This is a genomic window from Bacteroides sp. GM023 (assembly GCF_014750685.1).
Taxonomy (GTDB): domain Bacteria; phylum Bacteroidota; class Bacteroidia; order Bacteroidales; family Bacteroidaceae; genus Bacteroides.
Window position 1 is genome coordinate 459,874 of record NZ_JAAXGE010000005.1, and the last position, 13,189, is coordinate 473,062.

Annotated in this window: 12 protein-coding genes; all 12 read left to right on the top strand. The window is 42.1% G+C overall.

Translation table 11 applies throughout. The annotated features are described in order from the left end of the window. Positions 1-97: 97 nt before the first annotated feature. The 12 genes from HC965_RS12795 (at position 98) to HC965_RS12850 (ending at position 13,109) form a co-directional block, all read left to right on the top strand. Positions 98-592, top strand: a complete 495-nt coding sequence (locus HC965_RS12795; protein WP_191031817.1) for an SPOR domain-containing protein — start codon at positions 98-100, stop codon at positions 590-592. Between the two features lie 252 nt (positions 593-844). Next, complete coding sequence (cysQ, locus tag HC965_RS12800) at positions 845-1,669, top strand: 3'(2'),5'-bisphosphate nucleotidase CysQ (protein ID WP_191031818.1); 825 nt, start codon at positions 845-847, stop codon at positions 1,667-1,669. Between the two features lie 11 nt (positions 1,670-1,680). Then, positions 1,681-3,234 carry an SLC13 family permease gene (locus HC965_RS12805; protein ID WP_191031819.1) on the top strand — a complete coding sequence of 518 codons (1,554 nt, stop codon included), beginning with the start codon at positions 1,681-1,683 and terminating at the stop codon, positions 3,232-3,234. A gap of 16 nt (positions 3,235-3,250) precedes the next feature. Further along, positions 3,251-3,859, top strand: a complete 609-nt coding sequence (gene cysC, locus HC965_RS12810) for an adenylyl-sulfate kinase (RefSeq protein WP_191031820.1) — start codon at positions 3,251-3,253, stop codon at positions 3,857-3,859. 27 nt (positions 3,860-3,886) lie between these two features. Next, the gene (gene cysD / locus HC965_RS12815; protein ID WP_167964303.1) at positions 3,887-4,795 is read left to right on the top strand and encodes a sulfate adenylyltransferase subunit CysD; all 909 of its coding nucleotides are present in this window, start codon (positions 3,887-3,889) and stop codon (positions 4,793-4,795) included. 92 nt (positions 4,796-4,887) lie between these two features. After that, the gene (gene cysN / locus HC965_RS12820; RefSeq protein ID WP_191031821.1) at positions 4,888-6,348 is read left to right on the top strand and encodes a sulfate adenylyltransferase subunit CysN; all 1,461 of its coding nucleotides are present in this window, start codon (positions 4,888-4,890) and stop codon (positions 6,346-6,348) included. 6 nt (positions 6,349-6,354) lie between these two features. After that, positions 6,355-7,461 carry a sulfotransferase gene (locus tag HC965_RS12825; RefSeq protein ID WP_191031822.1) on the top strand — a complete coding sequence of 369 codons (1,107 nt, stop codon included), beginning with the start codon at positions 6,355-6,357 and terminating at the stop codon, positions 7,459-7,461. A 22-nt stretch (positions 7,462-7,483) separates the two neighbouring features. Then, complete coding sequence (locus tag HC965_RS12830; RefSeq protein ID WP_191031823.1) at positions 7,484-8,452, top strand: PCMD domain-containing protein; 969 nt, start codon at positions 7,484-7,486, stop codon at positions 8,450-8,452. A 315-nt stretch (positions 8,453-8,767) separates the two neighbouring features. Then, positions 8,768-9,910: an OmpA family protein gene (locus HC965_RS12835; RefSeq protein ID WP_191031824.1), complete on the top strand. Its 1,143-nt coding sequence runs from the start codon at positions 8,768-8,770 to the stop codon at positions 9,908-9,910. A gap of 75 nt (positions 9,911-9,985) precedes the next feature. Beyond that, a complete protein-coding gene (gene ruvX / locus HC965_RS12840; protein ID WP_044654664.1) occupies positions 9,986-10,402 on the top strand; it encodes a Holliday junction resolvase RuvX in 417 nt (138 codons plus the stop codon). Between the two features lie 45 nt (positions 10,403-10,447). Continuing rightward, a complete protein-coding gene (def, locus tag HC965_RS12845; RefSeq protein WP_167964314.1) occupies positions 10,448-11,002 on the top strand; it encodes a peptide deformylase in 555 nt (184 codons plus the stop codon). A gap of 76 nt (positions 11,003-11,078) precedes the next feature. Next, positions 11,079-13,109 carry a tetratricopeptide repeat protein gene (locus HC965_RS12850; protein WP_191031825.1) on the top strand — a complete coding sequence of 677 codons (2,031 nt, stop codon included), beginning with the start codon at positions 11,079-11,081 and terminating at the stop codon, positions 13,107-13,109. Positions 13,110-13,189: the final 80 nt, after the last annotated feature.

Genomic DNA, 13,189 nt, shown 5'->3' on the forward strand with positions numbered 1-13,189 from the left:
CTTTGCCGGATGATAAAATTTCTATTATTTTGTTGCCCGAAACTAAATATAGATAGACGGGAACGTTGAATTATTAATTAAAACAGAGTATAGGATTATGAAAAAATTAGTCGTATTAGGAATGGGAGTATGCTTGGTTCTGGCGTTTGCATCTTGTAAATCCAGCGAAAGTGCCTATAAGAAAGCTTATGAGAAAGCAAAACAGCAGGAATTGGCAGAACCGCAAGTGGAAGCTCCGGTAGAGGTGACTCCGGTAGTTGCAGCTCCTGTGACAACGCCTAAAGTGGCAGATACATCCGGCGTTCGCCAAGAAAAGGTTACTGTGGTTTCCGGCAATGAAGGATTGAAAGATTACAGCATTGTAGCTGGTAGCTTTGGTGTAAAGGCAAATGCCGAAGGTTTGAAAGACTGGTTGGATGCACAAGGTTATCATTCTACTATCGCATTTAATGCAGACAAGGCAATGTATCGCGTGATTGTCAGCTCATTTGCTGATAAGATGGCTGCTGCTGAAGCTCGCGACGCATTCAAGGCTAAGTACCCGAATCGTTCAGATTTCCAGGGAGCTTGGTTGCTGTATCGTGTATATTGATTTCTTTTTGGTAATATATATTGGAAAGGACAAACGTTTTTTCCAAATAAGAAGGCGGTAACTGGGAAGTTACTGCTTTTTTATTGAGAGAGGGAAGTGTTATTCCGTTTAGATATTTTTATCATTCTACTAAAAGAAGTTATAAATGATAGTGGGGAAACTTTTATAGCAAAGAAAGTTTTTACTTTTGTCAATTCTTAATTTGGAGAATTCACAGCCTTGGTGTAAATAAGGTATTAATGAAGGAATTAAATGGAACAAAAATATGTAATGGCTGCTATCGACGCAGCATTAAAAGCTGGTAAAGAAATACTTTCTATCTATGAGGACCCGGCGTCGGATTTCGAGATAGAGCGAAAGGCTGATAACTCTCCGCTGACAATAGCAGACAGAAAGGCACATGAAACGATTGTCGCTATTTTGAATGGTACTCCTTTTCCTATTCTTAGTGAAGAAGGGAAGCACATGGGGTATGAAGTCCGTAGTAAGTGGGATACTTTATGGATTGTAGATCCGCTGGATGGAACGAAGGAGTTTATCAAGCGTAACGGAGAATTTACCGTAAATATTGCTTTGGTACAGAATTCCATACCTGTGATGGGAGTTATTTATGTACCGGTAAGAAAGGAACTTTATTTTGCAGTTGAAGGTGTGGGAGCTTATAAATGCTCCGGTATTATCGGCTTGGAAGATGACAGCGTGACATTGGAACAGCTGATAAAGGAATCGGAACGGATACCGTTGGAAGATGTCCGCGATCATTTTATTGTTGTGGCTTCCCGTTCGCACCTATCACCCGAAACAGAAGAATATATCGCAGATTTAAAGAAGAAACATGGCAGCGTTGAGCTGGTATCAAGCGGAAGTTCTATTAAGATTTGCTTGGTTGCAGAAGGAAAGGCTGATGTGTATCCGCGTTTCGCTCCGACGATGGAGTGGGATATGGCTGCCGGGCATGCGATAGCGCGTGCCGCCGGAATGGAAGTGTACCAGGCCGGAAAAGACGAACCTCTACGATATAACAAGGAGGATTTATTGAATCCCTGGTTTATCGTTGAGCCAAAAAGAGAACACTAATTAATGTTTATATGACATTTGAAATTGTATTTGTACTATTGTCCCTATTAGGAATGGTAGCTGCCTTGGTTGCGGATAAGATGCGCCCGGGCATGATACTTTTTTCGGTAGTGGTATTGTTTTTGTGTGTAGGTATTCTGACTCCTAAAGAGATGCTTGAAGGGTTTAGCAACAAGGGGATGATTACTGTTGCTTTGCTGTTCCTGGTCAGTGAAGGTATTCGTCAGTCGGGCACACTGGGGCAGGTGATAAAGAAATTGTTGCCTCAGGGTAAGACAACAGTGTTTAAAGCGCAGTTGCGTATCTTACCTTCGGTCGCTTTTATCTCTGCATTCCTGAATAATACTCCTGTTGTAGTCATTTTCGCTCCGATTATCAAGCACTGGGCAAAATCGGTGAAGCTCCCTGCTACAAAATTCCTGATTCCTCTTTCATATGTGACTATCCTGGGTGGTATTTGTACGCTGATCGGTACTTCTACCAATCTTGTGGTACACGGAATGATATTGGAAGCCGGTTTTGAAGGGTTTTCCATGTTCGAACTGGGAAAGGTGGGGATTTTTATAGCGATTGCCGGAATTATTTATATATTTCTTTTCTCCAAGCGGTTGCTGCCGGATGCTCGTCCGGATACAGCAGTACCGGATGAGGATGTAGAGGAAGGAGAGAGGTTGCATCGGGTGGAAGCTGTTTTGGGTGCCCGTTTCCCTGGTATCAATAAGAAACTGAAGGACTTTAATTTCCAGCGTCATTATGGGGCTGAAGTGAAAGAAATCAAGACTCGTAGCGGACAGCGGTTCGTGACAGATCTGGGTGAGGTGGTGCTTCACGAAGGCGATACGCTTGTGGTGATGGCGGATGATACATTTATCCCGACTTGGGGTGAATCTTCGGTATTTGTGCTGTTGACAAATGGTAACGAGCCGGATACTACCGGAAAAAAGAAACGCTGGTTTGCTTTGCTGTTGTTAGTCTTGATGATTGTTGGCGCAACAGTAGGTGAGCTTCCGATAACCAAAGAGTTGTTCCCGGATATCAAGCTGGATATGTTTTTCTTTGTTTCTATAACTACGATTATCATGGCATGGACGAACCTGTTTCCTGCCCGTAAGTATACCAAATATATTTCGTGGGATATTCTGATTACTATTGCCTGTGCGTTTGCTATCAGTAAGGCGATGGTGAATTCGGGCGTGGCTGATTGTGTGGCGAAGTTTATTATCGGATTAAGCGATGATTACGGGCCGCATGTATTGCTTGCCATGTTGTTTATCATTACGAATTTGTTTACGGAGTTGATTACGAACAATGCGGCTGCCGCTTTGGCATTCCCGCTGGCACTGTCGATTGCTGCCCAGTTAGGGGTAAGCCCGACACCTTTCTTTGTCGTGATCTGTATGGCTGCATCTGCCAGTTTCTCTACGCCTATCGGCTATCAGACTAATTTGATTGTGCAAGGTATCGGTAACTATAAGTTTACGGATTTTGTCCGTATCGGTTTGCCGCTTAATATCATTACCTTCCTGATTTCTGTTATTCTGATTCCGATGATTTGGAACTTTTAATAAAACTAATTTATAAATGGAAGAAAAGAATCATATATATCCCATATTCGACCGTATGATGACGCGGCAGGATAAAGAGAAACTCCTGGGACAGCACAGTGTGATGATTTGGTTCACCGGACTGAGCGGGTCGGGGAAAAGTACGATCGCTATTGCGCTGGAACGCGAACTTCATAAGCGGGGATTACTTTGCCGTATCCTGGACGGAGATAATATCCGCAGCGGAATAAATAATAATCTGGGATTCTCGGAAACTGACCGGGTGGAAAATATCCGTCGTATAGCCGAGGTTTCCAAATTGTTTTTGGATAGCGGTATTATTACGATTGCCGCATTTATCAGTCCGAATAACGATATTCGTGAAATGGCGGCAAATATTATCGGCAAGGATGATTTCCTGGAGATTTTCGTAAGTACTCCGTTGGAAGAGTGCGAAAAGCGTGATGTAAAGGGATTGTATGCGAAAGCACGAAAAGGGGAGATTCAGAACTTTACAGGAATTTCTGCTCCGTTTGAAGTCCCGGAGCACCCAGCCTTATCATTGGATACTTCTAAGTTGAGCTTGGAAGAATCGGTGAATCGTTTGTTGGAGCTGATTTTGCCCAAAGTGAAAAAGAATGTTTAGTAGAAGAATAAAATCATTATTTTAGTAATGGAAGAATATAAATTAAGCCACTTGAAGGAGCTCGAAGCAGAGTCTATTCATATCATCCGCGAGGTGGCTGCGGAATTTGAGAATCCGGTGATGCTTTACAGTATCGGAAAGGATTCTTCGGTGATGGTGCGCTTGGCTGAAAAAGCGTTTTATCCGGGTAAAGTGCCATTCCCGTTGATGCATATCGATTCGAAATGGAAGTTCAAAGAGATGATTCAGTTCCGTGATGAATATGCAAAGAAATACGGATGGAATCTGATTGTGGAAAGTAATATGGAGGCTTTTCATGCAGGGGTAGGGCCTTTCACGCATGGAAGTAAAGTGCATACGGACTTGATGAAGACGCAAGCGTTGCTCCATGCACTGGATAAATATAAGTTTGATGCTGCATTCGGTGGTGCCCGTCGTGATGAAGAAAAGTCACGTGCTAAAGAACGTATCTTCTCATTCCGTGATAAATTCCACCAGTGGGATCCGAAAAATCAGCGTCCTGAGTTGTGGGATATTTATAATGCTCGTGTGCATAAGGGGGAAAGTATTCGCGTATTCCCGATTAGCAACTGGACAGAATTGGATATTTGGCAGTATATTCGTTTGGAGAATATTCCGATTGTTCCGCTTTATTATGCAAAAGAGCGTCCTGTTATCAACCTGGATGGGAATATCATTATGGCGGATGATGAACGTCTGCCAGAAAAGTATCGTGACCAGATTGAAATGAAAATGGTTCGTTTCCGTACATTGGGTTGCTGGCCATTGACAGGTGCGGTAGAAAGTGGTGCTGATACCATCGAAGAGATTGTGGAAGAGATGATGACTACTACGAAGAGTGAACGTACCACCCGTGTGATTGATTTTGACCAAGAGGGTAGTATGGAACAAAAGAAACGTGAAGGATACTTTTAGAAAATTGAAAATTGAGAATTAAAAATTAAAAAATAGCATTATGCAGTTTTTAATTCTCAATTTTCAATTCTTAATTTTTAATTTAAAAAGTGATGGCAGATAATAAATTAGATATAAAGGCTTTCCTGGACAAGGATGAACAGAAAGACTTGCTGAGACTGTTGACAGCCGGTTCGGTAGATGATGGAAAATCAACGCTGATCGGACGTTTGTTGTTTGACAGTAAGAAATTATATGAGGATCAGTTGGATGCGTTGGAACGCGACAGCAAACGTGTGGGAAATGCAGGTGAACATATCGACTATGCATTGCTGCTCGATGGTTTGAAAGCGGAACGCGAACAGGGAATCACGATTGACGTGGCTTACCGTTATTTCTCTACCAATGGTCGTAAGTTTATCATTGCGGATACTCCGGGACACGAACAGTATACACGTAATATGATTACCGGTGGCTCTACGGCCAACCTGGCGATTATCCTGGTGGATGCCCGTACGGGAGTGATTACGCAGACACGCCGCCATACGTTCCTGGTGTCTTTGCTGGGTATCAAGCATGTGGTATTGGCTGTCAACAAGATGGATTTGGTGGACTTCTCGGAAGAACGCTTTAATGAAATCGTTGCAGAATACAAGAAGTTTGTGGCTCCGTTGGGAATTCCTGATGTGAACTGTATTCCTCTTTCTGCGTTGGATGGAGACAATGTGGTGGATTTGTCTGAACGCACTCCGTGGTATAAAGGAACTTCTCTGTTGGATTTCCTGGAAACTGTCCATATAGATAATGACCATAATTTGACTGATTTCCGTTTCCCGGTTCAATATGTGCTTCGCCCGAATTTGGACTTTAGAGGATTCTGTGGTAAAGTTGCGTCCGGTATCATCCGTAAGGGGGATACAGTGATGGCACTTCCTTCAGGCAAAACATCTAAGGTGAAGAGCATTGTAACTTATGACGGAGAATTGGATTATGCTTTCCCGCCGCAGTCTGTGACGTTGACACTGGAAGATGAAATAGACGTGTCCCGTGGAGAAATGCTTGTGCATCCTGACAACTTGCCAATTGTCGACCGTAATTTCGAAACGATGATGGTATGGATGGATGAGGAGCCGATGGATGTTAATAAATCGTTCTTTATCAAGCAGACTACCAATCTGAGCCGTACACGTATTGATACGATCAAGTACAAGGTGGATGTGAATACAATGGAACATCTGTCTTTGGATAACGGACAATTGACTAAAGAAACTTTGCCTTTGCAACTGAATCAGATTGCCCGCGTGGTGCTGACTACTGCGAAGGAACTGTTCTTTGACCCCTATAAGAAGAATAAATCTTGTGGCTCGTTCATTCTGATTGACCCGATAACCAATAATACTTCAGCAGTGGGCATGATTATCGACCGGGTGGAGATGAAGGATATGAGCAATACGGATGATATTCCTGTATTGGATTTGTCAAAGCTGGGAATTGAGCCGGAACATTATGAAGCTATAGAAAAAGTGGCGAAAGAGCTGGAACGCCAGGGATTTGCCGTGAAAATAATAAAATAAAAAAGTATGGGATTACTCGAATTTAACAAACTTCCGATTAATACACTGGTAGGTGCCGACTGGAAAACGTTTAAGGCAATCACTGCCGGTCGTGAAATTGATGCGGCCTATAAGGGTAAATACCGACTGACAAAGGCTGTATGCCGTTTGCTTTCTCCATTGGCCGGACTGCAAAATAGCCGGTATGAAAAACGGCTGGCTAACCAACCGTTGGAACATGACCCGGTATTTATCCTAGGGCATTGGCGGAGCGGAACGACTTTCGTGCATAACGTATTCTCGTGCGACAAGCATTTTGGGTATAATACAACGTATCAGACTGTATTTCCTCATCTGATGATGTGGGGACAGCCTTTCTTCAAGAAGAATATGAGTTGGCTGATGCCGGACAAGCGCCCGACGGATAATATGGAACTGGCTGTAGATCTTCCCCAGGAAGAAGAATTCGCATTGTCGAATATGATGCCATATACGTATTATAATTTTTGGTTCTTGCCGAAATATCAACAGGAGTATGCCGATAAGTATCTGCTGTTTGACGACATCACGGATACTGAACTGAAGGTTTTTGAGGAGGTGTTTACAAAACTGATTAAGATTTCTTTGTGGAATACGCAGGGTACGCAGTTTCTTAGTAAGAACCCGCCGCATACGGGCAGGGTGAAAGAATTGGTGAAAATGTTCCCGAACGCTAAGTTTATCTACCTGATGCGTAATCCGTATACTGTATTCGAATCTACACGCAGTTTCTTTACAAATACGATTCAACCGTTGAAATTGCAGGATATAAGTAATGAACAATTAGAGGAAAATATCCTTTCTATCTATGCAAAGCTTTATCATAAGTATGAATCGGATAAACAGTTCATTCCTGAAGGAAACTTGATGGAAGTGAAGTTTGAAGATTTTGAAGCAGACGCGATGGGTATGACGGAGAATATTTATAAGTCTCTTTCCATCCCCGGATTTGCCGAAGCGCGCGGAGATATAGAAAAGTACGTAGGCGGCAAGAAGGGGTATAAAAAGAATAAGTATAAATATGATGACCGGACAATTCAATTGGTAGAAGAAAATTGGGATTTTGCTTTGAAGCAATGGGATTATAATTTATAAGAAGAAAAAAGAAAGGAAAGTAATGATTCAGAAAATCGTTCATCGCCTGTTGATGGCAGGTTTCGTGGCATTTTTTTCTTCCTTGTCTTTGATGGCGCAACATAGAGTGGAAATGGTTCCTTTTGGAGACATGGACCAGTGGGTAGACCGTCAGATAAAGGAGTCGGGCATTATTGGTGGGAATACAAAGAATGTATATGCGATAGGGCCGACGTCTGTAATCAAGGGAGATCAGGTTTATAAGAATATGGGTGGGTCGCCTTGGGCTACTTCGAATGTGATGGCAAAGGTGGCAGGTGTTACGAAGACAAATACTTCGGTTTTCCCGGAAAAGAGGGGAGACGGATACTGCGCACGATTGGATACACGCATGGAAAGCGTGAAGGTACTGGGACTCGTTAATATTACAGTATTGGCGGCTGGCTCTATTTTTACCGGTTCAGTACACGAGCCGATTAAAGGTACTAAGAATCCGCAGAAGATGTTGCAGACAGGTATTCCGTTTACCAAAAAACCGGTTGCTCTTCAGTTTGATTACAAAGTGAAGATGTCTGACCGGGAGAATCGTATCCGTGCTACCGGTTTCAGCAAGATAACAGATGTTCCCGGTAAAGATTATCCGGCAGCTATCCTGCTTTTGCAGAAGCGTTGGGAAGACGCGGATGGGAATGTGTTTGCAAAGCGTATAGGTACAATGGTAACCTACTATTATCATTCAACGGATTGGAAGAATAACGTTTCTTATGAAATCATGTATGGTGATATTACAGGGCGACCGGAATACAAAGCTCATATGATGCGTTTGCAGGCTACCGAAAGCTATACGGTGAACAGCAAAGGAGAAAGCGTGCCTATCCATGAAGTGGCCTGGGGAAATGAGGAGGATATTCCGACTCATATGTGTCTTCAGTTTACGTCCAGTCATGGCGGTGCCTATATCGGTTCACCGGGAAATTCATTGTGGATTGATAACGTGAAGTTGGTATATTAATAGAAGGTACAATCCAAATATGAGAAATGACCGGTGGTATGATTTACTATCGGTTATTTTTTTTGTTTTGATTCTTCTGTAATAAATGCCCTCAGAAGGCTTCTGGACTTATATGACACTTTTATCATTCCATAAAAAACTATGTCCGAATGAAAATTTACGTGATTTTTTGTTTGTGTTATATTAAATATCTATATTTGCATTAATTTTAGAGGAAAGGACGATGAATATTGTCTCTTGGTCAGGATTGGACATTCGGGTTTATTGTCATCCTGAAAGACAATTGAAATATATTATTTACTAAAATAAATTGAGATGAAAAAGGGTTTATTGTTTATTTTATTGGCAGCAGTCTCAGTATGTCTGCCTGCTCAGGAAAAAGAAAAAGCTGCAAAGAGCTACAGAGTAGAGACAAATACGTTCGGCGCTAATTGGTTTATTAGCGGTGGCGTTGGTGCACAAATGTACTTCGGTGATAACGACAGTAAGGCGGGTTTTGGAGATCGTATTTCTCCGGCACTTGATATTGCTGTAGGTAAGTGGTTCACTCCGGGTATCGGATTGCGTATTGCTTACAATGGCCTTCAGGCTAAAGGTGCTACTCCTAATGCTAACGATGTTTATGCAAAAGGTGGTACTTTCTCTAACGGATATTACAAACAAAAATGGAATGTTGCAAACTTCCATGGTGATGTTCTGTTAAACCTTTCTAATATGTTCTGCGGATATAACGAAGAACGTGTTTATTCATTTATTCCTTATGTAGGTGCCGGATTGGTACATTCATGGTCAAAACCGACAGAAAATAACTTAGGTATTAATGCTGGTTTGATTAACCGTTTCCGTTTGTCTCCGGCTTTGGATCTTAACGTAGAATTGCGTGGATTATTGATGAAGGATGCATTTGGTGGCAAAAGCAAAGAAGCTATGGGCGGTGTGACTGTAGGTGTAACTTATAAGTTCAAAAAACGTAGCTGGGATGCAGTTCCTACTGTACCGATGGTTCCGGAAAGCCAGTTGAACGACCTGAGAGACAGAGTTAACTCTTTGAAGGGTGAAAATGAATCTCTGAAACGTGACTTGGTTGAAGCACGTAACAAGAAACCGGAAGTTATCGTTAAGAAAGAAGCTGGATTCGTTCCACGTCTTGTTGTCGTATTCAACATCGGTAAGAGCAACATCAGCAAGAGAGAATACATGAATATCGAAGCTATGGCTAAAGGTATCAAAGAAAACCCGAACAAGGTATTTACTGTAACAGGATATGCTGACAAGGGTACTGGTTCTGCTGAGTACAATATGAAGTTGAGTAAGAAGAGAGCTGAATCTGTTCGTGACTTGATGGTTAACGAATTTGGTGTTCCTGCTTCTCAATTGAAGGTTGATTACAAGGGTGGTGTAAGCAATATGTTCTATGATGACGCTAAGTTGAGCCGCGTAGCTATTGTTGAAGAATAATATACATTTGAAATATTATAATAAAAGAGACGTTTCCTTTCACGGGAAGCGTCTTTTTTTGTATTTTTGTGCCCCATGAGCAGAATTGTAGCAATAGATTATGGAAGAAAGCGCACAGGAATAGCTGTCAGTGACACTATGCAGCTGATTGCAAACGGTTTGACAACGGTGCCTACGCATGAGCTTCTGAAGTTTATCGGTGATTATGTAGCCAAAGAACCGGTAGAGCGGATTATTATCGGACTGCCTAAGCAGATGAATAATGAGGTCTCGGAGAATATGAAAAATATAGAACCTTTTGTCCGTTCGCTGAAGAAACGTTTCCCGGATATTCCGGTTGAGTATGTGGATGAACGTTTTACGTCTGTCCTGGCGCATCGCACAATGTTGGAAGCGGGCTTGAAGAAGAAGGATCGTCAGAACAAAGCATTGGTAGACGAGATAAGCGCTACAATAATTCTGCAAACATATTTGGAGAGTAAACGTTTTTAGTAGATGACAATAGAATAATTTAATTTATTAGTAGAATATAAAGATATGATTTTACCTATTTATGTATATGGACAGCCTGTTTTGAGAAAGGTGGCAGAGGACATAACCCCGGATTATCCGAATTTGAAAGAGTTGATTGCAAACATGTTTGAAACAATGGTGCACGCAGACGGTGTAGGACTGGCTGCTCCGCAGATTGGCCTGCCTATCCGTGTTGTCACTATCACATTGGATCCGCTTTCGGAAGATTATCCTGAATTTAAGGATTTTAATAAGGCTTATATCAATCCGCATATCTTGGAAGTGGCTGGTGAGGAAGTGAGTATGGAAGAAGGTTGTTTGAGCCTTCCCGGCATTCATGAAACAGTGAAAAGAGGAGATAAGATCCGCGTGAAATATATGGACGAGAATTTTGTGGAACATGAGGAAGTGGTAGAAGGTTACCTGGCTCGTGTCATGCAGCATGAATTCGATCATTTGGACGGTAAGATGTTCATTGATCATATCTCTGCGCTTCGTAAACAGATGATTAAAGGAAAGCTGAATACGATGCTGAAAGGGAAAGCACGCAGTTCTTATAAGATGAAACAGGTGAAATAAAGATAAAAAACGTTTATATCCCTGTTAAGTAAACGAAAAGCATTATTTTTGCTTCGTTTACAAGCATAAAATGTCGATGATAAAAAGAATATTAACAGTATTATTACTGTTCCCCACGCTGGTATGTGCTCAGATAAATACGGATCGAGTGATGACTATCGCCCGAAACGCTCTTTATTTCGAGGATTATGTACTTTCTATTCAGTATTTTAACCAGGTGATTAATGCGAAGCCTTATTTGTATGAACCTTATTTCTTCAGGGCGCTGGCTAAACTGAACCTGGAAGATTTTCAAGGTGCTGAAATAGACTGTGATGCTGCTATCAAGCGGAATCCGTTTGTGGTAGGCGCTTATCAGGTGCGTGGTTTGGCAAGGATTCGTCAGAGTAAATTTGACGGAGCTATTGAAGATTATCAGAAAGCTCTGCATTATGATCCGGAGAATATTACTCTGTGGCATAATCTGACATTATCCCATATTCAGAAGAAGGATTATAGTTCTGCAAAAGAAGATTTGGAGAGTTTGCTGAAAGTGGCTCCGCGTTATACTCGTGCATACCTGATGAGGGGCGAAGTATCCTTGCAGCAAAAGGATACGATTGCTGCTTTGAATGACTTTAATAAAGCGCTAGAGCTGGATAAGTATGACCCGGATGCATGGTCTGCAAGAGCGATTGTGAAATTGCAGCAGTCTAAGTATGCGGAAGCTGAGTCGGATTTCGACCGGGCCATTCATTTAAGTGCCAAGAATTCCGGAAATTATATTAACCGTGCATTGGCACGATTCCACCAGAAAAATCTTCGGGGTGCTATGAGCGATTATGACTTGGCACTGGATATTGAGCCTAATAATTTTATCGGGCATTATAACCGTGGTTTGCTTCGTGCGCAGGTAGGTGATGATAACCGGGCGATTGAGGATTTCGACTTTGTGATTCAGATGGAGCCGGATAATATGATGGCTATATTTAACCGTGGTTTGCTTCGTGCACAGACGGGTGATTATCGTGGCGCGATAAAAGACTACACAACTGTAATCGACCAGTATCCTAACTTCCTTGCCGGATATTATCAGCGTTCGGAAGCTCGCCGGAAGATTGGCGACAAGAAGGGGGCGGAACAGGACGAGTTTAAAGTCATGAAGGCGCAGATAGACAAGCAGAACGGTGTGACGAATAAAGATGTAGCCCAAAATCAGAATAAAGAAAAAGATGGCGAAGACGAGGAGGGTGAAAAGACTCGTAAGAAGTCGGATAAAAATATGAATAACTATCGTAAGATAGTCATTGCTGACGACTCTGAAGCTGATCAACGCTATACGAGCGATTATCGTGGACGTGTGCAGGATAAGAACGTGAATATTACACTGGAACCTATGTTCGCATTGACTTATTATGAGAAAATGAGTGATGTGAAGCGTTCTGTGAACTTCCACAAATTCGTTGAGGATTTGAATCGTTCGAGTGTGCTTCCGAAACGTCTCCGTATCACAAATATGGAAGCTCCGTTGACTGAAGAACAAGTGAAGTTCCACTTCGCTCTGATCGATACACATACATCTGCTATTGTAGCGGATGAAAAGAGTGCTCCGAAGCGCTTTGCCCGCGCAATTGATTTTTACCTGGTACAGGATTTCTCAAGTGCCGTTTCCGATTTGACGCAAACGATTCTATTGGATGGGGATTTCTTCCCGGCATACTTTATGCGTGCTCTTATTCGCTGTAAGCAACTGGAATATCAGAAGGCGGAACAAGCTGCTGAAACAGAGACTTTGGGTGACAAGCATAAGGAGATTACTGCGGTAGATTATGAAGTGGTGAGAAAAGACTTGGATAAAGTAATCAATTTGGCACCGGATTTTGTTTATGCTTATTATAATCGTGCGAATGTTTCTGCCATGCTGAAAGATTATCGCGCAGCAGTGGTTGACTATGACAAGGCTATCGAACTGAATCCGGATTTTGCGGATGCTTATTTCAACAGGGGATTGACTCATATCTTCTTAGGTAATAATAAGCTGGGTATTTCTGATTTGAGTAAAGCCGGTGAGCTGGGTATCGTTTCCGCTTATAATGTAATCAAGCGTTTTACGGATCAGACGGAATAACATTTTTTTGATAAAAAATGGAAAACTCAAAAGATTTAGTTACTTTTGCGTTCAAATTGTGAAAATATAACATAATCATA

Bases quoted from the DNA above. Each gene is read 5' to 3' on its own strand.
- HC965_RS12830 (WP_191031823.1), top strand. From the start codon at position 7,484: ATGATTCAGAAAATCGTTCATCGCCTGTTGATGGCAGGTTTCGTGGCA.
- def (WP_167964314.1), top strand. From the start codon at position 10,448: ATGATTTTACCTATTTATGTATATGGACAGCCTGTTTTGAGAAAGGTG.
- cysQ (WP_191031818.1), top strand. From the start codon at position 845: ATGGAACAAAAATATGTAATGGCTGCTATCGACGCAGCATTAAAAGCT.
- HC965_RS12795 (WP_191031817.1), top strand. From the start codon at position 98: ATGAAAAAATTAGTCGTATTAGGAATGGGAGTATGCTTGGTTCTGGCG.
- cysC (WP_191031820.1), top strand. From the start codon at position 3,251: ATGGAAGAAAAGAATCATATATATCCCATATTCGACCGTATGATGACG.
- HC965_RS12835 (WP_191031824.1), top strand. From the start codon at position 8,768: ATGAAAAAGGGTTTATTGTTTATTTTATTGGCAGCAGTCTCAGTATGT.
- cysD (WP_167964303.1), top strand. From the start codon at position 3,887: ATGGAAGAATATAAATTAAGCCACTTGAAGGAGCTCGAAGCAGAGTCT.
- HC965_RS12825 (WP_191031822.1), top strand. From the start codon at position 6,355: ATGGGATTACTCGAATTTAACAAACTTCCGATTAATACACTGGTAGGT.
- HC965_RS12805 (WP_191031819.1), top strand. From the start codon at position 1,681: ATGACATTTGAAATTGTATTTGTACTATTGTCCCTATTAGGAATGGTA.
- cysN (WP_191031821.1), top strand. From the start codon at position 4,888: ATGGCAGATAATAAATTAGATATAAAGGCTTTCCTGGACAAGGATGAA.
- ruvX (WP_044654664.1), top strand. From the start codon at position 9,986: ATGAGCAGAATTGTAGCAATAGATTATGGAAGAAAGCGCACAGGAATA.
- HC965_RS12850 (WP_191031825.1), top strand. From the start codon at position 11,079: ATGATAAAAAGAATATTAACAGTATTATTACTGTTCCCCACGCTGGTA.